This is a genomic window from Nesterenkonia sp. F (genome assembly GCF_000220985.1).
GTDB lineage: Bacteria > Actinomycetota > Actinomycetes > Actinomycetales > Micrococcaceae > Nesterenkonia.
In genome coordinates this window covers 1-21,766 of the sequence record NZ_AFRW01000057.1, presented here as the reverse complement: position 1 = coordinate 21,766, position 21,766 = coordinate 1, and the positions used below count along the sequence as shown (strand labels likewise).

Below are 21,766 nucleotides of genomic sequence, written 5' to 3'. Positions count from 1 at the left end.
ATGACCGTCCCCTCCGCCCAGCCGCCGCACACCGCGCCGGCGGGCATCGCCGGCCGCCGTCCCGACGGCGGCGTCGCATCGCCCGGACGCCGCGGACCGGCATCGGCCCCCGGCGAGGACGTCGCCGCTCTGCGCGGCCGTCACGGAGATCCGACGCCCCGGCGCCTCCTGCGCCGACTGCGCCGACTGCTCGGCGACGACGATTTCCCCGACTCCTACGAGCAGGCGCTCGGCGGGTGCCAGCTGCCCGTGGCCACCGGCCGTCGAGTGGGGGTGCTCAGCGTCGACGGCGGCGTCGGCCGGTCCACGCTGACCGCCGCCGTCGGCCTGGTCCTCGCCGCGGCGCGCGCAGATGCCGTCTCCGTCGTCGACCTGGGGCCGACCCCGTCGGGCGTCGCGGCCCGACTGCCGGAGCAGGTCCCCGCCTCCTCCTGGCGACAGCTGGTGGCCGACCCGGCCAGTCCCGACCGGGCGGCGACAGGTCTGCACCGGAGCCTGCGCCGGACGGGATCGTCGCTGCATCTGCTCGATCGGGATCCCGATCCGACGGCGCACCCGGCCCCGGCCGCAGAGGAGGTCGAGCTGATCCACCACGTGCTCGCCCGCGCGTTCAGCGTCTCGGTGCTGGAGCTGCCGCCGGCGGCGATGCCGATGCCGGCGGCCTCCCTGGAGCAGATGCACTGTCTGATCCTCGTCTCCGGGGCGGCGGCGTCGAGCGCGGCGCGGGCGGCCGAGCACCTGCACCGACTGCGCGACCGCGCTCCCCAGGTGCCGATCCTGCCGGTCGTCTCCTCCACCCGTCCGGCGACCCCGGCCGAACGACGCGGCGCCTATGACGTGCTCGGCGCGGCCTCCGGGACGACCCCGCTGCTGGTCGACCATGATCGACACCTGGCTCCCGGCCTCCCGATCTCCCTGGAGCGCGTCGGCGAGCAGCGACGTCTGCAGCTCGTCGAACTCGCCGCGACGGCCCTCTCGCTCGCCGCCTCCCCCGGCCCGCACTCCGCGCACCGGCCCGGGCCGCACACCGGGCCGCACGCCGGGCCGCATCGCGCCGACCAGGAGGTCCGATGAGCATCACCGAGTCCTCGCCCGTGCGGAGTGCCGCGTCGCCCGAGCTCTCCCGGGCCGCAGCCGGACGAACACCGGGTCCTCCCGCGATGCCGACCCCGACGACGCCGGCTCCGGCGTGCGGCTGGTCCACCGCCCCGCACGGTCCACCGCGCCGGCGCGACCGGCGGAGACCACCACGATCCGCCGACCCCCGCTGGTCGGCGAGGACTCGAGCGGCGGCGCGGGGCTCCTCGGGCTGATCCCGATGCTCGGCGCGGCCGGTTCCATGACGGTGATGATGCTCTTCCGCGATTCGCCGTTCGCCGCGGTGGGCGCACTGATGATGATCGTCACCGTCGTCGGTGCGGTGGTGATGCTCGTCTCCCAGCGTGGCCGGGCCGGTCGACGGCGGAAGACGCTGCGCGACGGCTATCTCGACTACCTCGAGGAACGTCGTCACGAACTGTTGGAGGACGAACGCGCACACCGCACCGCCGCCCGGGCGTGCGACCCGCTGCCGGAGGCGCTGGTGGACGTCGTCTCCGATCCGCATCGTCTGTGGGAGCGGCGCCGCGGCCATGAGGATTTCCTGCGGGTACGACTGGGCACCGGCACGACTCCGGTGCGGCGGCTGGCTCTCGAGGGGGGCGAGGAATCACCCGGCGAGCGTCTCGATCCGCACCTCTCCCAGGAGCTGGACACCCTGGTGCGGCGCTTCCGGGCGGCCCCCGACGTGCCCCTGCTGGTGGACCTGGCCCGCCACGACACCGTCTCGATCATCGGTGACGCGTCGTTCGGCCAGCAGGTGCTGCGCGCACTGACGCTCTCCGCCGCGGCCCTGCACAGTCCGGAGGACCTGCAGCTGGCCGCCGCGGTGCCGCCGGAGCTGCGCGAGGACTGGCTCTGGTTCTCACGGCTGCCCCATGTGCTGGACCAGCGTCGCCCCACCGCCCGGGGGCCGCTGAATCGCGTCGCTCCGTCCTCGACGGCGCTGCGGGATCTGCTCGACGAGGAGATCCGCGCCCGGCATCAGCGGCATGCCGAGGTCCGCCGCACCACGCTCTCCGCCCGCCCCGCCGTGGCCCAGCCGCGGCTGCTGATGCTCGACCTCGCCCACGAGGGCGCCGCCTCCGCTCCGACGCTTCCGGATCCGACGCTGCGGCCCGGAGACCTGGCGATCACCTCGCTGCATCTCGTCTCGGCCCAGCACCAGGAGCCCGAGGAGGTCTCGCTGCGCATCGTCCAGACCGCCGACGGCCTGCGTCTGGAGGACTGCGCCGCCGACCCGCTGGATCCCGCCATCACCCACGGGGCGCTGAACCCGGTGCCGAGGGCCATCGCCGACGGCGTCGCCCGCATGCTCGCTCCGCTGCGCCTCTCTCCGGACTCGAGGGAGCACGATGAGGACCTCGACCGTCGACGCTTCACCGCGCATCTGGGCATCCGCGACGTCGACGCGCACGACGTCGACCGGCTCTGGCGCCCTCGGACGCCGCCGGACTTCCTCACCGTCCCCATCGGCGTCGACGACCGCGGCCGGCCGGTGCGGCTGGACCTCAAGGAGTCCGCGCAGCACGGCATGGGACCTCATGGGCTGTGCGTCGGAGCCACCGGGTCGGGCAAGTCCGAGCTGCTGCGCACGCTGGTGACCGGGCTGGCGGTGACCCACCCGCCGGAGGAGCTGTCGATGGTGCTGGTCGACTACAAGGGCGGCGCCACCTTCGCGCCCTTCGCCGAGCTCCCGCACGTCTCGGGCCTGATCACCAATCTCAACGACGACGCCACGCTGATCGATCGCATCCACGCGAGCCTGGAGGGCGAAGTGCTGCGCCGCCAGGAGGTGCTCAAGGACGCCGGGGACTTCGCCAGCATCGGCGAGTACCGCGCCCACCGGGCTGAGCGGGCGGCCGCCGGCGAGGAACTGGAGCCGCTCCCCCATCTCTTCGTGATCATCGACGAGTTCGGCGAGCTGCTCTCCGCCCGTCCGGACTTCATCGATCTGTTCATGTCCATCGGCCGGATCGGCCGGTCGATCGGCGTGCATCTGCTGCTCTCCAGCCAGCGCATCGAGACCGGCAAGCTGCGCGGACTGGAGACCCATCTCTCCTACCGGATCGGCCTGCGCACGCTCTCCGAGGGCGAGTCGCGCACCGTGCTGGAGACCCCCGACGCGTTCCACCTGCCGCCTCAGCCCGGATACGGCTATCTCAAAGTCGACACCACGACCTACACCCGGTTCAAAGCCGGCTACGTCTCCGGCCCGCTCAGCGCCGAGACGGCGCCTCAGGACGAGGTGGAGGTCGAGGAGGAGCTGCCGGTGCTGGCCGACAGCTTCTACGCCCAGGACGCGGTGCACGACGCCGTGGCCCGGGCGGCGGCCGAGCGCGCCGACGGGGCGGGGGACGCGGGCGGGTCGTCAGGATCCGCCGGCCCCGGGAGCCCGGGCGCCGTCTCGGGTGCGGAGGACTCTCCCGGCGCCACGAGCCCCACGGCGCCGACGGTGCTCTCGACGCTGGTCGAGGCGATGCGCGACCGTCCACGGCCGATCGCCCCGATCTGGCTGCCGCCGCTGCCCGACGCGCTGTCGCTGGACCGCGCCGTCGAGGGCGACCTCCGGGCGGCGCGGACGCGGCCGATGCAGGTGCCCGTCGGCCTGCTCGACGACCCGGCGAACCAGTGGCAGGGCCCGTGGAGGCTGGACCTGGCCCGCGCCGGCGGCCACGTGGCGGTGCTGGGCGGCCCGTCGTCCGGGACCTCGACCGCGCTCCGGACGATCGGGCTGTCGCTGGCGGCCACCCACTCCGTGCAGGAGGTGGCGCTCTACGGCATCGACCTCGGCGGCGCCGGGTTGCTGCCGCTGCGCGACCTTCCGCACAGCGCCGGGATGGCCGCGCGCACCTCGCGGGAGACGATCCGCCGCACGGTCGAAGAGCTCAGCGACATCCTCGACGAGCGGGAACGCCTCTTCGAGGAGCGGGAGATCGACACGCTGGCCACCATGCGACGGCGCCACGCCGCCGGTGAGCTGCCCGAGCTCCACGCCGCCGACGTGGTGCTGCTGCTCGACGGCTGGGGCTCGCTTCAGCAGGAGCATGCCGAGCTCGCCGATCAGGTCCACGACGTCCTCTCCCGCGGCGGCGGCTACGGAGTGCACGTCGTCGCGGCCGCGACGCGCTGGAACGAGGTGCGCATCGCCCAGCAGTCCTTCTTCGGCACCCGGCTGGAGCTGCGGCTCGGCGAGCCCGCGGAGTCGGCGCACGGACGCCGCGTCGCCGAGCAGGTGCCCGCCGACCGCCCCGGCCGGGGCCTGAATCACGACCGGCTCATCGGTCAGCTCGCGCTGCCGCGCCTCGACGGCTCCGCCGAGATCGACTCGCTGAACCAGGGTCAGCAGGACGCGGTGGCGACGATCCGACGCCGGGAGCCCGAGCCGGTGGCCCGACGCGTGCAGGTGCTGCCCCAGGTGCTGCCCGTGGAGGAGTTCCCCGCGCCGACCCGGCGCGGGCAGGTGCCCTTCGGCCTGGTCGAGCGCACCTCGACGCCGAAGCATCTCGATCTCGCCGGCGCCGAGCCCAACCTTCTGGTGCTCGGCGACGAGTCCTCGGGCAAGAGTTCGCTGCTGGGCACGCTGGCCCAGTCGCTGATCGAGCAGCACACGCCCGAGGAACTGGTCTTCGCGGTCTTCGACCCGCGGCGGGGCCTGGAGGGCGTGATCCCCGAGTCCTATCGCGGCGGCACGGCCACGAGCCCGCAGCTGGCCGAAGGCCTGGCCGGCGGCGTCGCCCAGGAGCTGCGCGCCCGAGTCCAGGAGGGCCCCGTCGCGGCCCCGGCGGACGGCGGCGTCGAGGGGCCCCGGGTGGTGCTGCTGGTCGACGACTACGACGTGCTCACCGCCGGCGGCCGGTCCCCGATGCATCCCTTCTCCGAGCTGCTCCCCCTGGGGCCGGACATCAGATTGAACGTCCTGGTCGCGCGGCGAGTGCGCGGGGCCATGCGGGGGATGCACGACCCGTTCATCACCGCAGTCCGCGAGACCGGCGGGGCGGCGTTCCTGATGGACGGCGATCGGGCCGAAGGCGCGCTGGTCGACGGCGTGCGGGCCACCCGCATGCCCCCGGGCCGCGGACTGTTCCTCCACGGAGGTCGCCCGCCGCGGACGGTGCAGACGGTCCACCGCGGGTGACCGTGTCACCGCGAACGGCGGAATCGTCGCCGGCGTGCTGGCCGCGGTCGGGGGTCAGGCCCCGGCGTCGGCCAAGACGGTGCCGTCGATTCAGCTGTGCTCGGGGCCGTTCCCCGGCGGGCCCCGCCGGCGACGAGGCTCCGACCGGTCCTGCAGCCGGTGCGGCAGGTGCAACGGGGCCTCGACCTCGAGCTCGCCCAGATCCTGGTAGCCCTCGGGGTCCAGCTGCACTCCGCGGCGGTCCAGCCAGGCGGTGAAGCGGCGGAAGAGGCGGTCGAAGATCCACCCGAGCACCACGGCCCCGCCGATGGAGACCACCATCGAGATCAGCACCGAGTCGAAGAGCTGACCGCCCACCAGACCGATCGCGGTGGTGTAGGCCGCCCAGAGCAGCGAGGCCCCGGCGTCGATGACGACGAAGCGCCGGAAGGAGTAGCCGGTGGCGCCGGCGACGAAGTTGATGCCCACCCGACCGCCCGGGATGAACCGTCCGACGAAGATCAGCAACACGCCGCGCTTGTCGAGCTCGTGCCGCGCCCAGGTGAACATCCGCTGCGGCGCCGGCCGGCGCATCCAGCCGAAGCGCTCGGTGCCGATCAGCCGCCCCAGCCGATGGGCGATGATGTCGCCGAGCAGGGCTCCGCCGGCGGCGACCAGCACCACGCCGAACCACGGCGGGGTGCCGGGCTCGCCCAGCAGCGAGCCGAGCCCGACGACCAGCGAGTCGGAGGGCACGACGGGGAAGAATCCGTCGACGACGCAGAAGAAGAGCAGACCCAGCAGGGTCCACCAGCCGGAGGCGGCGTCGAGGACGGCCTCGTTGACGGTGTCGAGCAGCTCCCCGGGCCCCATGGCGCCCTCAGCCGGCTGCGGGGTCGACGTCCTCGGCGCTGATCCGCCCCAGCACCAGGTCACCCCGCGAGACCTCCTGCGAGGAGATCTCGACGGCGTCGGCCAGCGCCTCCTCGGCGCGGTCGAGGCGGGGCTCCTCGTCGGTGAGCAGCGTGAACAGCGGCTGGCCCGCGGTCACGGCGTCGCCGGGCTTGGCATGCATCCGCACACCCGCGGCGGCCTGCACCGGGTCCTCCTTCCGGGCCCGGCCCGCACCCAGGCGCCAGGCAGCCAGTCCGACGCCCATCGCGTCGATCGCGGCCACCGTCCCGCTCTCCGCGGCGGTCACCGTGTGCTCGTGCCGCGCCTGCGGCAGCGGCGCGTCCGGGTCGCCGCCCTGCGCGGCGATCATCCGCCGCCAGGTGTCCATCGCCCGGCCGTCGCGCAGCGCCTCTGCGGGGTCGGCGTCGGGCTGTCCGGCGGCGGTCAGCATCTCCCGGGCCAGCGCCACGGTCAGCTCGACGACGTCGTCGGGCCCGCCGCCGGCGAGCACCTCCACCGACTCCTCGACCTCGACGCCGTTGCCGGCGGTCAGCCCCAGCGGAGCCGACATGTCGGTCAGCAGCGCCGTGGTGGCCACGCCGGCGTCGGTGCCCAGCGCGACCATCGTGCGCGCGAGCTCCTCGGCGTCGGCGCGGGTCTTCATGAACGCACCCGCGCCGACTTTGACGTCGAGCACCAGGGCGTCGGTGCCCTCGGCGATCTTCTTGGACATGATCGAGCTGGCGATCAGCGGCATCGCCTCGACGGTGCCGGTGACGTCGCGCAGCGCGTAGAGCTTCTTGTCGGCCGGGGCCAGCCCTGCGCCGGCGGCGCAGATGACCGCGCCGACGTCGTCGAGCTGGGCGAGCATCTCCTCGTTGCTCAGCGAGGCGCGCCACCCGGGGATCGCCTCGAGCTTGTCCAGCGTGCCGCCGGTGTGGCCCAGGCCGCGGCCGGAGAGCTGCGGCACCGGCACCCCGAAGCTGGCCACCAGAGGCGCCAGCGGCAGCGTGATCTTGTCGCCGACGCCGCCGGTGGAGTGCTTGTCGGCGGTGCGCCGGCGCGCGCCGTCGGCCGTGCGCAGCGAGGAGAAGTCCATCCGCTCGCCGGAGGCGATCATCGCCCGCGTCCACTGGGCGATCTCGTCCCGCTCCATGCCGCGGAGCAGGATCGCCATCGCCATCGCCGACATCTGCTCGTCGGCGACGCGGCCGGCGGTGTAGGCGTCGATGATCCAGTCGATCTGCGCCGTCTCGAGGCGACCGCCGTCGCGCTTGGCGCGGATCAGCTCGACGACGTCGAAGGCGTCGGGAGCCGGCGACGAGGACTCGGTGGAGCTCATGGTGACAGGGTCCTTTCCCCGCGGACGTGCGGGACGGGTGGAGGAGGTCGCAGATGGGGGCGAGCGCGGACGCCGGCGCGGACCGGCCCGCGGGCCGGTCATCGCGGGTCAGTCGTGCCGCGGCTCGTGGCGCGCTCAGCGCTCGGCGAGGTCGCGGGGGCCGAAGGCCTGGGGCAGCATCTCGGCCAGCGTGGTCACGCCTTCGGCGGTGAGCATGTACATCGTCTCGGCGGAGAACTCGTGCAGCAGCTGCCGGCACCGTCCGCACGGGGTGATGTGCTCGCCGTCGCCGTTGACGCAGGTGAAGGCCACGATCTCGCCGTCGCCCTCCATGCGCAGCTGACCGACGAGCGTGCACTCGGCGCAGAGGCCGACGCCGTAGGAGGCGTTCTCCACGTTGCACCCGGAGACGACCGTCCCGTCGGACAGCAGCGCCGCCGCCCCGACCGGGTAGCCCGAATAGGGCGCATAGGCCCTGGTCATCGCGATGCGGGCCCGGGTGTTCAGCGTCTCCCAGTCGACCGCGCCGCCGCCGGGGAACAGCCGCAGACTGCCGGTGACCTCGGTGTCGTCGGTCGGCTCCGGCCGGGCGCCCCGTCCGGACGGTGAGGTGGCGTCGTCGTTGCTCATGGGCACATCCTACGGCGCGAGGTCCTCCGCGCGCCTCCCCGCGCCCGGTCGTCCGGCTCCGTCGCCGCACCGCGTCCGCCGCCGCGCTCAGCCCCGCTCGGCCAGCGCCCGCAGCGCGGTGCCGACCATCACCCGGGTGCCCACGGCGACGGCCCGCTCGTCGGGGTCGTAGTCCCCGCGATGCAGGTCGAAGGTCTCGCCGTCCGGGGTCCGGGTGCCCAGCCGGAACATCGCCCCGGGGCGCCGCTGGGTCATCCAGGCGAAGTCCTCGCCGCCCATCGACTGCGGGGCCAGCTCGACGGCGTCCTCGCCGAGCATCCGACGGGCGGCCTCCTCGATCATCGAGGTCTCGCGCTCGGCGTTGTCCACCGGCGGCACCCCGCGCACATGCTCCAGGTCCACCTCGACGCCGAAGGGTGCGGCGCACTGCTCGATGATCTCGACCAGCAGGTCTCCGGCGCCCTCCCAGGCCTCGGCGTCGAGCACGCGCATGGTGCCCACGAGCATCCCGGTCGAGGGGATCGCATTGTAGGTGCTGCCGGCGTGGATCTGGCCCCAGACCAGCGAGACCGCCGAACGCACGTCGATGCGTCGGGAGAGGATGCTCGGCGCGGTGGCGGTGATGTGCGCCAGCGCCGAGACCACGTCCTGGGTCAGATGCGGCCGCGACGTATGGCCGCCGCGGCCGGTGACGTCGATGTGGACGATGTCGGTGGCCGAGGTGATGGCTCCGATGCGGGTGCCGATGGTGCCGACGTCGATGCGCGGGTCGCAGTGCAGGGCGAAGACCCGCGGCGCCGGATCGAGCAGACCCAGCCGGATGGTCTCCTGCGCCCCGCCGGGCATGGTCTCCTCGGCCGGCTGGAAGATGATCCGCACCGTGCCGCCCAGCCCTCCCGGCGTCGAGGAGTCGAGCTCGGCCAGGCTCAGCGCCAGCCCCAGCATCACGGTCGCGTGGATGTCGTGCCCGCAGGCATGGGCGACGCCGTCCTCGACGGAAGCATGGTCGTGGCCGGTCAGCTCGGTCACCGGCAGGGCGTCGACGTCGCCGCGGAAGGCCGCCGCGACGGGGCCGGAGCCGACGTCGACGAAGACCCCGGTGGTGTCGGGGAACAGCTGCGGCTCCAGACCGGCCTCGCGCAGCCAGCGGGCCAGCCGTGCGGTGGTCTCGACCTCGCGCCAGGACAGCTCGGGATGGGCGTGCAGCTCGCGACGCATGGCCACCAGCCGGTCGACCAGTCCGTCGACGACGACGCCGGCCTGCGCGGCCGCGGCCTGCCGGTCGTCCGCGCGGTTCGTCCGGGAGTCGTCCTCGGCCTCGACGTCGGGGACGGCGGAGGGATCAGAGGACATCGGAGTCCCCCTTCTCGCGCAGCGCCTCCACCGCCTGCTTCACCGACTGGGCATGGTCGGTGGTGGTCACCAGCAGCGCGTCCTCGGTGTCGACGACGACGATGTCCTCGACGCCGATCAGCGCCACCACCCGCCGGGTGTCGGAGACCACGACGCCGGAGGACTGGTCGGAGTAGACCCGGGCCTTCTCGCCCAGCACGGTCATCTCGTCCTGCTCCTTGGCGGGGTTCAGCCGGGCGATGGCGGCGAAGTCGCCGACGTCGTCCCAGGTGAAGTGCCCGGGGATCACCGCGACGTCGCCGGCGTCGGCGGCCGGCTCGGCCACCGCGTAGTCGATGGCGGTCTTCGGCAGGTCCGGCCACACCCGCTCCATGACCTCCTGCTGCCGCTCAGTGCCCCAGGCCCCGGCGATCTCGACGACGCCGGCGTGCAGCTCGGGCTGGGCGGCGGCCAGATGCTGCAGCAGCAGCCCCACCGGCGCGACGAACATCCCGGCGTTCCACAGGTAGTCGCCGGCGGCCAGATACTCCCGGGCGGTCTCCTCGCCGGGCTTCTCGACGAACTCGACGACCTGGTGGGCACCGGGGGCGCCCTCGATGTCGAGCGCGTCGCCGCGGCGAATGTAGCCGAAGCCCGTCGACGGATGGGTCGGGGTGATGCCGATGGTCACGATCCGCCCGGTCGCGGCGGTCACCACCGCCTCGCGCGCGGCCGACTGGAAGGCCTCCATCGGCGCGATGACCTGGTCGGCGGCGAAGGACCCCATGATGATCTCCGGGTCGCGGCGGTGCAGGATCGCCGCTGCCAGACCGATCGCCGCCGCCGAATCCTTCGGCGAGGGCTCGAGCACCAGATCGGCCTCGTCGAGCTCGGGCAGCTGGGCGCAGACGGCCTCGCGATGCGAGTCGCCGGTGACGACCATCACCTTCTCCCCGGTCAGCGGCGCCAGCCGTTCATAGGTGCTGCGGATCAGCGTGGTGCCGGACCCGGTGAGGTCGTGGAGGAACTTGGGCGCGCTGGCACGGGAGAGCGGCCACAGCCGGGTGCCGACCCCGCCGGCCGGGATGACCGTGTAGAACCGGTCCAGCGCCGGGCCGGCCGGGTCGCCGGCGGAGCGCTGCTGAGTCTCGTCTGCGGAAGTCACTCCCCCAGGGTAGACATGTTGCCGGGCGCCCGGGCGCAGGCGGCGCGCGGCGGGGCCGCCTCGATCCCCGGCAGGACGGGCGGGCGAGGACGAACGGAGAGGGACACAGGGGCTGGCCTGAATTTCTACGTGACGTAGAAGTCGACGACGGCCGACACATCTGCGCCCGGGGTCCCTGCGGAGGAGCTACGATGAGGGACGACGACAGCGTGTCCTCCAGCGAGCATCGCGGGCCCCGGTCACAGGCTCCGGTGCCGTACCCTGGAACCCGAGATCGCACTCGCACCGGCGCCGACGAGCCTCGCACCGCCTGCTGCGATCTGCACGCACCGACAGGACCCGCCGGGCGGGACGCCATGCGACGACGCAGGGAGGTATCACAGACGTGACGCGAACCAGAGGCACCCTCTACAGGGGCCGTGAAGGCATGTGGTCCTGGGTGGCCCATCGGATCACCGGCGTCGGGATCTTCTTCTTCCTCCTGGTGCACGTGCTCGACACGTCGCTCGTGCGCGTCTCCCCGGAGGCCTACGACGCCGTCATCGGGGCCTATAAGAACCCGGTCATGATCCTCGGCGAGATCGGCCTGGTCGGCGCGATCGTCTTCCACGCCTTCAACGGCCTGCGGATCATCCTGGTGGACTTCTGGAAGAAGGGAACCAGGTATCACAAGCAGATGCTCTGGGGCGTGCTGGCGCTGTGGCTGGTGACCATGGTCGCCTTCAGCGCCCGCCACGTCATGCTCTTCCTGGAGGGTGGTCACTGATGTCGACGACGAACACGCCCGCGGCCTTCCCCGCGACGAGCCTCGAGGCCCCGCGCTCGGGCCGCATCGACCCCAAGTATCTGCGCAGCAAGACCTCCTCGGGCAGCTTCGAGATGGCCGCCTGGGTCTTCATGCGCCTCTCCGGCATCGCCCTGGTGGTGCTGATCTTCGTCCATCTGTGGGTGAACCTGATGTCCGGCGGCGGCATCGCGCAGATCGACTTCGGGTTCGTGGCCGGCAAATGGGCCAACCCGGTCTGGCAGTTCTGGGACCTGGTGATGCTCTGGCTGGCCATGCTGCACGGCGCCAACGGCATGCGCACCATCATCAACGACTACGCGGAGAAGGACTCCACGCGGCTGTGGCTGAAGACGATCCTCGTCCTCGGCGCCGCGATCATCGTCGTGCTCGGCACTCTGGTGATCTTCACCTTCGAGCCGTGCATGCTCGACGCCGCCGGCGAGCAGCTGCCCCGCGCGGTCTGCCCGTCCTGACCCGCTCGCGCCCGGAGCCGTCGTCGGCCGGCCGACGACGGCTCCGGCCGGTCGGACGGGACCGTTCCGACTCCCCACGCTTCCGACACCCTCACAGAGAGAGCACCCAAGCTGATGCAGGTTCACAAGTACGACGTCGTGATCGTCGGCGCCGGCGGCGCAGGCATGCGCGCAGCCATCGAATCCGGCCAGCGCGCGCACACCGCCGTGCTGACCAAGATCTACCCCACCCGGTCGCACACCGGCGCCGCGCAGGGCGGCATGTGCGCCGCCCTCGCTAACGTCGAGGAGGACAACTGGGAGTGGCACACCTTCGACACCGTCAAAGGCGGTGACTACCTGGTCGACCAGGATGCCGCGGAGGTGATGGCCAAGGAGGCCATCGACGCCGTCCTCGACCTGGAGAAGATGGGGCTGCCGTTCAACCGCACCCCGGAGGGCAAGATCGACCAGCGCCGCTTCGGCGGGCACACCCGCGACCACGGCAAGGCCGCCGTGCGCCGGGCCTGCTACGCGGCCGACCGCACCGGTCACATGATCCTGCAGACGCTGTACCAGAACTGCGTGAAGCACAACGTGGAGTTCTACAACGAGTTCTACGTGCTCGACCTGCTCACCGTGGACGAGGAGGTCACCGACGAGGACGGGACCACCCGCACGGAGAAGCGCACCGCCGGCGTGGTCTCCTATGACCTCGCCAGCGGCGAGATCCACGTCTTCCAGGCCAAGTCGGTGGTCTTCGCCACCGGAGGCGTGGGCAAGATCTTCAAGACCACCTCCAACGCGCACACGCTGACCGGCGACGGCATGGCCCTGGCCTACCGCGCCGGCCTCCCGCTGGAGGACATGGAGTTCGTCCAGTTCCACCCCACCGGGCTGGCGGGCCTGGGCATCCTGCTCTCCGAGGCCGCCCGCGGCGAGGGCGGCATCCTGCGCAACGCCGACGGCGAGCGATTCATGGAGCGCTACGCCCCGACCATCAAGGACCTGGCCCCGCGCGACATCGTCGCCCGCTCGATGGCCAACGAAGTCCGCGAGGGACGCGGCTGCGGTCCCAAGAAGGACTATGTGCTCCTGGACCTCACCCATCTCGAGCCGGAGCACATCGACGCCAAGCTGCCCGACATCACCGAGTTCGCCCGCACCTACCTGGGCGTGGAGCCCTACACCGAGCCGGTGCCGGTGTTCCCGACCTGCCACTACGCGATGGGCGGCGTGCCGACGACCATCGACTCCGAGGTCCTGCAGGACAACGACACCAGAGTGCCGGGGCTCTTCGCAGCCGGCGAGGTCGCCTGCGTCTCGGTGCACGGCTCGAACCGCCTGGGCACCAACTCGCTGCTGGACATCAACGTCTTCGGCAAGCGGGCCGGCATCGCCGCGGCGGAGTACGCCGCCGACGCCGACTTCGTCGAGCTGCCGGAGGACCCGACCCGCGGCGTCGAGGCGATGCTCTCGACCGTCCGCGACGGCGACGGCGGCGAGCGCGTGGCCGCGATCCGCGCCGAGCTGCAGGAGACCATGGACGCCAACATGCAGGTGTTCCGCTCGGAGACGACCATCAAGGAGGCGCTCGGCATCATCGAGAACCTCCGCGAGCGGTACAAGAAGGTCCAGATCCAGGACAAGGGCAAGCGCTTCAACCTGGACCTGCTGGAGGCCGTGGAGCTCGGCTTCCTGCTGGACCTGGCCGAGGTCATGACCGTCGCGGCCCTGCACCGCGAGGAGTCCCGCGGCGGACACTTCCGCGAGGACTTCCCGGACCGCGACGACGAGAACTTCATGCTGCATTCGATGCTCTACAAGGACCCCGAGGCGGTCACCGAGGGGACCCAGGGCATCCGCTTCGAGACCAAGCCGGTCGTCTTCACCCGTTACGAGCCGATGGAGCGTAAGTACTGATGAGCACCACCACCGAAGCCGCCGAGCCCGCCTCCACGGTCGACCTCCCCGAGTCCACCGGCGGCGGCATCACGACCTTCGACATCACGCTGAAGGTCCGCCGCTACATCCCGGAGTTCTCCGACGAGGCCCGCTGGGACGAGTGGACCATCACCATGCAGGGCACCGACCGAGTGCTCGACGCCCTGCACAAGGTCAAGTGGGAGCTGGACGGCTCGCTCTCCTTCCGCCGGTCCTGCGCCCACGGCGTCTGCGGCTCCGATGCCATGCGCATCAACGGCCGCAACCGGCTGGCCTGCAAGACGCTGCTGAAGGATCTGGACACCTCCGAGCCGATCACTGTGGAGCCGATCAAGGGTCTGCCGGTCGAGAAGGACCTGATCGTGGACATGGAGCCGTTCTTCCAGTCCTACCGCGAGATCATGCCCTTCATGATCGCCAACTCCCCGGCTCCGTCCGCTGAGCGCTACCAGTCCCCGGAGGACCGCGAGCGCTTCGACGACACCACCAAGTGCATCCTCTGTGCGGCCTGCACCTCCTCCTGCCCGGTCTTCTGGACCGACGGGCAGTACTTCGGGCCGGCCGCCATCGTCAACGCGCACCGGTTCATCTTCGACTCGCGCGACGACGCCGGCGACATGCGCCTGGAGGTGCTCAACGACAAGGAGGGCGTGTGGCGCTGCCGCACGACCTTCAACTGCACCGACGCCTGCCCGCGCGGCATCGAAGTGACCAAGGCCATCCAGGAGGTCAAGACGGCCATCCTGACCCGCGCGGCCTGAGCTCGACGCACAGCGCGCCCGACGACGAGGGGCGGGGTGTTTCCCGAGCCGCTCCCCGACGTCGCCGCCGGATTTCGGTGGGGCGGCCGTCGTCGTAGCTCCTGCCGGATATCGCAGGGCTGTGAGATGTCGCGGGCCGATTGCACCGCGATACCTCACAGCCCTGCGAAGACCGGTCCCGTCACCCGGTGCGCTGCCCGACAACGCTCCCGCGCCGGCCGGCTCTCCGACGCGGCACGCCGGCGGCGTCGAGGCGCCGCGCGAGCAGCTCGGGCCGCCGCAGCTCGGGCCAGCCCCAGCGCACCATCGCCCGTCCGGTGGACCGGATGTCGTCCTCGCGGACCTTCTCCCGGTACACCGTCCGGACAGGATCTCCTCCGCCGAGCTCCGCCGCCCGGGTGTACTTCACCGTCCCGTCGAACTCGCCGACGTCGCGCCACTCCGCGTCCACCCGGTACGTCGTCCCGCCGACGACGATGCGCGATTGCAGCTCCGGAAGACCGAACCCCAGCTCCGCGATGCGGACGCGCGAGTACGACTCGCCGGGCGACTCCGCCCGCGGATCGGCGGCCGCCAGCGCCCGCTCCCACCGGGCGCGGAGCCTCTTCGACGGGACCCGCTCGGCCCAGGAGGCCAGCTCGTCGCCGTCGACCTGCACACCGGTGCGGGTATGCCCGCCGAGCACGGCGTCGAGGATCACCACCCCCTCGGCCAGGGCGAGCCGCGGCACCGTATCCACCACGGCCAGGGCCAGCGGCTCCACAGTGAAGCCGTCGACGTCGGCGCGGCACCACGGCACCGCCCCACCGTCCAGAGTCTGCCGCGGCACGATGAGTTCCCCGTCCCGCAGCGCGCGCCGGGCCTCGGGCCGACGCATCTCCCGCGGAGCAGTCGGCTCCAGACGATGCGTCGGCAGGCCCGCCAGAACCGACTCCGGCGGGACCGCCGGTCCCGACGGCGCCGTCGCCGCCAGCATTCGTCGCACAGCTGCCGCCGACCGGTCTCCCACCATCGACGGCGCCGGGACCCGGCGGGCGGCGCTGCGGCTGGTGCATCGGCGATGCACGGCGTCGGGAGCCTCCAGCAGCGGCACGCCGTGCAGGGCGAGGGCGGATTCGCGACAGAAGACGGCCTCTGCCTCCTGCATCGCCGTCGCCACCACGGAGAGCAGATGACGTCGCCAGGGCGGGGAACGCAACCAGTCCTCCGGGGAGACGTACACGCCGCGCCGCAGGCGCACCATGCGCCCGGACCGTACGTCCTGGCTCAGCGCGGTGCCGGTGTGCAGGTCGTCGCCACGAGATTGAGCACGCACCCGGTGCGCCGTGTCCGCAGAGGGCGTCGCCGTCGTCATGGCGCTCATTCTGACGGACGAGCACGATCGGCGTCGCCGCCGACCTCGCCCCTGTGGACAGCGGGAAACGCACCTGCACAGGCCGAGAGACCGCCGTCCGGGTCGGCGACCGCTCTGCGGCGGCACCTGTCGCAGGGCTCTGAGTCGTCGCAACGATATCGGGGTGCGACGGCTCAGAGCCCTGCGACAAGTCCGCTCACCGCAGGAGCCCGAGACCGGGAGCGACTGCGACACAGACGCTCATCGCCCGTCGGGGCGACGGCACACTCAGCACGGGACTCACCCCTGCATCCGCGGCCGGGCGCGACGTCGGCCGCGCCCGGCCCGCCGGCGCTCCCGCTCCGACGCGGCCACCGCAGCCCAGGAGGCCGCCAGCAGATAGATCAGCGAGAACAGGAAGAAGTAGAAGAACAGACCCAGCACTGTGGTGAACGGGACCAGGATCGGGTTGGCGGTCGTGCTGGCCAGAAGCTCGGCGGAGAGCACGCGCAGCAGCGAGACGCCGACTCCGGCGATCAGCGCCGCCTGCCACAGCGCCCAGACCGGGATGACGATCCGCGAGGCGACCCGCATCAGCAGCACGGCGATCAGCACGTCGAGGATGAAGGCCGCGGACAGCGTCGCCGCGCGGGTGAGGGCCTCGTGGGCGACGGCGTCTTCGCTCCCCAACCACACCATGACTCGGCCGAGCAGCTCCGAGGAGAGCGCGCCCATCGCCCCGGCGATGATGAACATCGTGCCCACCAGCAGCATCATCACCAGATCCCGGGCCTTCACCACGAGGACGTTCTCACCCATCAGCGGCCGGTCGAAGATGCTGCGGATGCCCGAGCGCAGCCCGTGCAGCCAGCTCAGCGACGTCACCACCAGCGCCGCCAGCGAGACGATCAGCGTCAGGCTCAGCCCCCGGGTGTCGAAGAGCTGCTCGGGCGTGGCCAGCCCGCCGGAGCCGTCGTCGATGACGCCGGGCAGCACCGTGTTCACCGACCGGGTGATCAGCTCCTGGAGCTCGGCGTCGCCGCCGACGAAGAGCCCGGCCACGGCGAATCCGGCCACCAGCGCCGCGGCCACCGAGAAGAACATCATGTACGCCGCGCCGGCGGCCATCACCGTGCCGTAGTGGAAGAGGAAGAGGTTGACCACCCGCATCCCGCGGGTCACGTCCAGCCGGGCCTGCGCCCAGCCGAGCGAGGCGCCGATCCGGGCGCCGGGTCCCAGCTCCCGCGCCCGGAGGCGCGCGGATCGGGCACGCCCCTCCCGCCGCCGCAGCGCCGGCAGGTCCAGCGGGTGGACCATCGGCTCGACCTCACGGCCTCGGTCCGCACGCCGCAGCGCCTCCCGGACTCGGCCGGAGGACCGCGCGGGGCGGTCGTCGGACTCGGCGGATGCGGGGGCGGCCGCGGCGTCGTCGGTCACGGCGAGGGGACCTCCGGGCACGGGCTCCGCATCACAGGGGCCTCCTCAGAGCCCCGCGGCCGGCAGGAAGCCGACCTTCCGGTAGACCTCGGCGAGCACCGGAGCCGCCGTCGCCCGTGCCTTGGCCGCGCCGCGGGCCAGCAGGGCGTCGAGCTGGGCCGGGTCGTCGAGCAGCTCCAGCGCCCGGTCGCGCACCGGGCCGACGGCCGCGACGACGGCCTCGGCCAGGTCGACCTTCAGATGCCCGTACATCGATCCGGCGTACTCCGCCTCCAGCGCCTCGATGCTGCGGCCGGTCACCGCCGAGAAGATGCTCAACAGGTTCGACACCCCGGGCTTGGCCTCCGGGTCGAAGCGGATCTCGGAGCCGTCGTCGGTGACGGCGGACTTGATCTTCTTCGCGATCTTCTTGTCGGTGTCCATGATGTTCAGCAGCCCATTGGGCGATTCGGCCGACTTCGACATCTTCGCCGTGGGCTGCTGCAGGTCGTAGACCCGCGCGCCGACCTCGGGGATGAACGGCTCGGGCACCCGGAACGTCTCGCCGAAGCGGTGGTTGAACCGCTGGGCCAGGTTCCGCGCCAGCTCGACGTGCTGCTTCTGGTCCTCGCCCACCGGCACGCCGTCGGGCTGGTAGAGCAGGATGTCGGAGGCCATCAGCATCGGGTAGGTCAGCAGCCCGACGCCGGCATGGTCGGCCCCCTGCTTGGCCGACTTGTCCTTGAACTGGGTCATCCGCGAGGCCTCTCCCATGCCGGTGAGGCAGGTGAGCACCCAGGCAAGCTGGGCGTGCTCGGGCACGTGGGACTGGACGAACAGCGTGGAGCGCTCGACGTCGATGCCGCCGGCGATGTACTGGGCGGCGGTGTTGCGCGTGCGCGTGCGCAGCTCCTCAGGATCGTGCGGGACGGTGATCCCGTGCAGGTCCGGGATGAAGAAGAACGCGTCGTACTGATCCTGGGCCTTCACCCAGTGCAGCAGCGCGCCGACGTAGTTGCCCAGATGCAGCGAGTCCGCCGACGGCTGCATGCCGGAGAGCACGCGGTGCTCCCCGCCGACGCCGACCAGTGCGGCGCTCGGGTCTGTCGTCCCCTCAGTCATGGTCTCCTCGTGGAAGCATCGCGTCCGGCCCGCGGCCGGATCAGTCTCAGTGCGGTCAGAGTATCAAGGGCACGACCGCCGTCGGCCCCGGCGCTCACTCGTCCAGACCGAGGGCGAAGCCGGCCTCGAGGTCCTGGTTCGAGTAGGTGCGGAAGGCCAGCATCGTCTCGGTGTCGCGGATGGCCTCGACTTTGGAGATGCGGTCCGGGAGTCAGCGTGGCCAGCTGCTCGAAGTCGGGCATCTCCGCCATGGCCACCAGATCCCAGTCGCCGGTGACCGAATACACCGAGCGCACGCCGTCGATGTCGGCGATCTCCTGGGCGGCCTCGGGGATGCGGTGCGGATCGGTCCGGATCATCACGAAGGCGGTCACCATGTCATGCTCCTCGCTGGGGTGGGACGGGACGGAACTCAGCCTACGGCAGGCGGTAGTCGACGACGAGCGGGGCGTGGTCGGACCAGCGCAGCGAGTAGTCCAGCGCCCGGTCGACCACGGACTTCTCGGCCCGCTCGGCCAGCTGCGGGGTGGCCATCTGGTAGTCGATGCGCCACCCGGTGTCGTTGTCGAAGGCCTTCCCCCGGTAGGACCACCAGGTGTAGGGGCCCTCGACCTCGCCGGCCAGCCGGCGGGCGACGTCGACATAGCCGACCTCCTCGCCGAAGTAGGCGTCGAAGAAGGCCCGTTCCTCGGGCAGGAAGCCGGAGTTCTTCCGGTTGCCCTTCCAGTTCTTGATGTCCAGCTCGGTGTGGCCGACGTTGAGGTCGCCGACGACCAGCACGTGCTCGGCGCGCTCGGCCAGTGCCGGCAGCGTGTCGCGCATGTCCTGCAGGAAGCGCATCTTGTGCTCCTGCTTCTCGGTGCCGACTTCGCCGGAGTGGACGTAGACGCTGACCACTGTCAGCGTCGACCCGTCGCCGAGGGTGAAGTCGGCCTCGACCCAGCGCCCCTGGTCCTGCGGGTGGCCGTCGCCGATGCCGCTGCGCACCGCCGTCGGCTCGGTCCGCGAGAGGATCGCCACCCCGGCGCGGCCCTTGTCGGCGGCCTCCTGCTCGTGGATGTGCCACTGCTGGCCGGTGGACTCGCTCATCTCTGCCACCAGCTTGGTGAGGATCTCCTCGTTCGCGCGGACCTCCTGGAGGGCCAGCACGTCGACCTCCCGATGGGCCAGCCACTCCCCCATGCCCTTGCGCGCCGCGGCGCGGATGCCGTTGACGTTCACCGAGGCGATGCGGGTGACGCCGTCGGCCTTGGGGTCCACGATGCGGTGCGGGTGCTCGCCGAAGTCGCTGGTCTGGTCGGTCACGTCGTTCCTCTCGTCGCAGGTGCGGGCTGGGCCGGCGGGATGTGCAGAGCGTGCCGGGCGGGCCGTGCATGCCGGGCGCGCCGGGCGGGCAGGGCCGCTCAGCGCGTCGGGCGCGGCGTCATTCGACGACGTCGCCGGAGATCGTCTCGGGACCGTCGTCGCCGCGGCGCCGGCCGCGCCGTTCGTCCCGGGACGCTCCGCGGTCCTCCTCCGCGGACGCGCCGGCGTCCGTGGAAGAGGCTCCGGACGAGCCCGAGCCGGAACCGCCGAGCACGTCGGCGAGGATGTCGCGGCCGTTGTGCGCGGTGGTCTCGATGGTGTCCAGGGCGCGCTCGGCCATCTCGAGGTCGGCCTCGGCCCCCTTGACGATCTCCTGGGCGACCACGCGGCGCTGGACCTGGACGATCTTGAAGGAGTGGTCCAGCTTCATGTTCCGCTGGTGAGCGTCCTCGTCGATGACCGCAGTGCCGCCGCCCTCGGCCGTGCGGCGTGCCGCGGCGTCGGCCCGGGCGGAGTCGAGGGTCTGTCCGACCTTCTGGGCGCCGCGCCGGACGGAGAACACCAGGATGCCGGCCAGCACCAGCCAGGCGCCGGAGATCACCACGATGATCCAGCCGATGACGTCGTTCTGGTTGGCCGCGAAGACCAGGGCGACCAGCAGCACGGTGATCATCACCGCGAAAGTCATCCCGGAGGAGCGCCGTCCGAAGCTGCGGACCGCGTCCTGCGGGCGCGAGGCGCCGTCCTCGCCCGAACCGGTGGAGCCGTGCTGGTCGCCGCCGTCGGCGGCACGATCGATCGAACCCATGGTCCCGATTATCCCCGCCCGTCGGCGTCGATGGCGAATCGACCGGCGGGTCGGGCGTCTCTCGGAATGGCGGCCGCGGACGCGAGGTTGTCGTGGACATGACGTCACCCTCTCCAGCCCGACGGGCGGCGACCGTCGGGCCCGAGTCTCCGACCGGCACGTCCGGCGCGGCGGACGCCCACCCGCTGCGCACGATGCTCACCCTGCTGGCCCCGCTCTTCGCCTCGCTGATGAGCATCAGCATCGTCAACGTCGCGCTGCCGGCGATCGAGCAGTCGCTGCAGACGACCTCCTCGGCGCTGCAGTGGGTGCTCTCCGGCTATGCGCTGGCCTTCGGCGTCGCCCTGGTGCCGGCCGGGCGCGCCGGCGACCTGTGGGGCCGGAGGCTGTTCTTCCTGCTCGGCACCGGCGTGTTCGGCACCTCCTCGATCCTCGCCGCGGCGGCGCCCGACGCGCTGGTGCTCAATGCCGCGCGACTGCTGATGGGCTTCGGCGCCGGCCTGCTCGTCCCGCAGATCATCGGGATGATCCAGCGGCTGTTCACCGGATCGGCCCGCGGACGAGCCTATGGGCTGATGGGCACGGTGATCGGGCTCGGCGTCGCCGCCGGGCCGACGATCGGCGGGCTGATCATCGATGCGACCTCCACCGAGGTCGGCTGGCGCGTGACGTTCCTGATCAATGCCCCGCTGACCGGCGTCGCCCTGGTGCTGGCGCTGCTCTGGCTGCCGCGGAGCGACGCGGCCCCGCCCAGCCCCTCGACGCCGGACGCGTCCGCCGGCTCGGCCGCCGGCCCGGCCCGTCGGAGCGCTGGACCGGGCCGACGGGCGGGGCTGCGCGCCCTCGACCCCGGCGGCGTCCTGCTGTTGGCGGCCGCCGTCGTGCTGATCATGCTGCCGTTCATCCAGTTCCGCAGCGCCGCCGGGATGCTGCTGGGGCTGGCCGGTCTGGTGCTGCTGGGGCTCTGGGTCGGCTGGGAGCACCGGCTGGGCCGCCGGGATCCGGAGGCTCCGATGGTCGATCTGCGTCTCTTCGCCGTGCCCGGATACACGCTGAACACCACTGTGCTGGCGCTGTACTTCGCCGGCATGCCGGCGACCTGGGCGGTGGTCGCCGTCCATGTGCAGGAGAGTCTGGGACATTCGGCGCTGACCGCCGGGCTGGTGACGCTGCCCGGCGCGGTGATGGTCATGCTGCTCTCCTCGGCGGTGGGCGCCGGGTGGAGCGGGCCGCCCGCGGCTGATGGTCGTCGGCACCGCG

Annotated in this window: 17 protein-coding genes and 1 pseudogene; 7 read left to right on the top strand and 11 right to left on the bottom strand. The window is 72.2% G+C overall.

What is annotated here, in order from left to right:
• A complete protein-coding gene (locus GU5_RS17550) occupies window positions 1-1,074 on the top strand; it encodes a hypothetical protein (protein ID WP_010524425.1) in 1,074 nt (357 codons plus the stop codon).
• 115 nt (window positions 1,075-1,189) lie between these two features.
• On the top strand, window positions 1,190-5,236 hold the full coding sequence (locus tag GU5_RS0104695; RefSeq protein ID WP_010524424.1) for a type VII secretion protein EccC: 4,047 nt from the start codon (window positions 1,190-1,192) through the stop codon (window positions 5,234-5,236).
• Between the two features lie 90 nt (window positions 5,237-5,326).
• Here GU5_RS0104695 and GU5_RS14060 read toward each other — a convergent pair whose 3' ends face one another.
• The 5 genes from GU5_RS14060 to GU5_RS0104670 all read right to left on the bottom strand — a co-directional run bounded on the left by GU5_RS14060 (window position 5,327) and on the right by GU5_RS0104670 (window position 10,578).
• The gene (locus GU5_RS14060; protein ID WP_010524423.1) at window positions 5,327-6,088 is read right to left on the bottom strand and encodes a DedA family protein; all 762 of its coding nucleotides are present in this window, start codon (window positions 6,086-6,088) and stop codon (window positions 5,327-5,329) included.
• 7 nt (window positions 6,089-6,095) lie between these two features.
• Window positions 6,096-7,451 carry a thymidine phosphorylase gene (locus tag GU5_RS0104685; RefSeq protein ID WP_010524422.1) on the bottom strand — a complete coding sequence of 452 codons (1,356 nt, stop codon included), beginning with the start codon at window positions 7,449-7,451 and terminating at the stop codon, window positions 6,096-6,098.
• A 135-nt stretch (window positions 7,452-7,586) separates the two neighbouring features.
• Entirely contained in the window at window positions 7,587-8,081 is a 495-nt protein-coding gene (locus GU5_RS0104680; RefSeq protein WP_010524421.1) for a cytidine deaminase, read from the bottom strand.
• 87 nt (window positions 8,082-8,168) lie between these two features.
• Window positions 8,169-9,434, bottom strand: coding sequence for an amidohydrolase (locus GU5_RS0104675; protein ID WP_010524420.1), 1,266 nt, complete (start codon window positions 9,432-9,434; stop codon window positions 8,169-8,171).
• Window positions 9,424-10,578: a mannose-1-phosphate guanylyltransferase gene (locus GU5_RS0104670; protein ID WP_010524419.1), complete on the bottom strand. Its 1,155-nt coding sequence runs from the start codon at window positions 10,576-10,578 to the stop codon at window positions 9,424-9,426. Before GU5_RS0104670 ends, GU5_RS0104675 begins: the two co-directional genes overlap by 11 nt.
• Before the next feature lie 385 nt (window positions 10,579-10,963).
• Between GU5_RS0104670 and sdhC the strand changes: the two genes are divergently transcribed.
• The 4 genes from sdhC (at window position 10,964) to GU5_RS0104650 (ending at window position 14,522) form a co-directional block, all read left to right on the top strand.
• A complete protein-coding gene (gene sdhC, locus GU5_RS0104665) occupies window positions 10,964-11,344 on the top strand; it encodes a succinate dehydrogenase, cytochrome b556 subunit (RefSeq protein WP_083830307.1) in 381 nt (126 codons plus the stop codon).
• On the top strand, window positions 11,344-11,838 hold the full coding sequence (locus GU5_RS0104660) for a succinate dehydrogenase hydrophobic membrane anchor subunit (protein ID WP_010524417.1): 495 nt from the start codon (window positions 11,344-11,346) through the stop codon (window positions 11,836-11,838). The genes sdhC and GU5_RS0104660 overlap by 1 nt, the downstream gene beginning before the upstream one ends.
• A 114-nt stretch (window positions 11,839-11,952) precedes the next feature.
• Complete coding sequence (gene sdhA, locus GU5_RS0104655; protein ID WP_010524416.1) at window positions 11,953-13,740, top strand: succinate dehydrogenase flavoprotein subunit; 1,788 nt, start codon at window positions 11,953-11,955, stop codon at window positions 13,738-13,740.
• Entirely contained in the window at window positions 13,740-14,522 is a 783-nt protein-coding gene (locus GU5_RS0104650; RefSeq protein ID WP_010524415.1) for a succinate dehydrogenase iron-sulfur subunit, read from the top strand. The genes sdhA and GU5_RS0104650 overlap by 1 nt, the downstream gene beginning before the upstream one ends.
• 181 nt (window positions 14,523-14,703) lie before the next feature.
• Here the strand turns inward: GU5_RS0104650 and GU5_RS16240 are convergent, their stop codons facing one another.
• The 6 genes and pseudogenes from GU5_RS16240 to GU5_RS17350 all read right to left on the bottom strand — a co-directional run bounded on the left by GU5_RS16240 (window position 14,704) and on the right by GU5_RS17350 (window position 20,506).
• Window positions 14,704-15,876, bottom strand: coding sequence for a hypothetical protein (locus GU5_RS16240; protein ID WP_139084318.1), 1,173 nt, complete (start codon window positions 15,874-15,876; stop codon window positions 14,704-14,706).
• Window positions 15,877-16,155: 279 nt separating this feature from the next.
• A complete protein-coding gene (locus GU5_RS0104640) occupies window positions 16,156-17,292 on the bottom strand; it encodes a YihY/virulence factor BrkB family protein (RefSeq protein WP_139084317.1) in 1,137 nt (378 codons plus the stop codon).
• A gap of 45 nt (window positions 17,293-17,337) precedes the next feature.
• Window positions 17,338-18,393 carry a tryptophan--tRNA ligase gene (trpS, locus tag GU5_RS0104635; RefSeq protein ID WP_010524412.1) on the bottom strand — a complete coding sequence of 352 codons (1,056 nt, stop codon included), beginning with the start codon at window positions 18,391-18,393 and terminating at the stop codon, window positions 17,338-17,340.
• A gap of 94 nt (window positions 18,394-18,487) precedes the next feature.
• Window positions 18,488-18,770: pseudogene (locus GU5_RS16640) on the bottom strand (Lrp/AsnC family transcriptional regulator).
• Between the two features lie 40 nt (window positions 18,771-18,810).
• The gene (locus tag GU5_RS0104630) at window positions 18,811-19,656 is read right to left on the bottom strand and encodes an exodeoxyribonuclease III (RefSeq protein WP_029514011.1); all 846 of its coding nucleotides are present in this window, start codon (window positions 19,654-19,656) and stop codon (window positions 18,811-18,813) included.
• A gap of 160 nt (window positions 19,657-19,816) precedes the next feature.
• Window positions 19,817-20,506: a hypothetical protein gene (locus GU5_RS17350; protein ID WP_010524410.1), complete on the bottom strand. Its 690-nt coding sequence runs from the start codon at window positions 20,504-20,506 to the stop codon at window positions 19,817-19,819.
• A gap of 98 nt (window positions 20,507-20,604) precedes the next feature.
• Between GU5_RS17350 and GU5_RS14045 the strand changes: the two genes are divergently transcribed.
• Window positions 20,605-21,766 (top strand): MFS transporter (locus tag GU5_RS14045; RefSeq protein ID WP_010524409.1); only part of this gene is annotated, 1,162 nt, incomplete at its 3' end.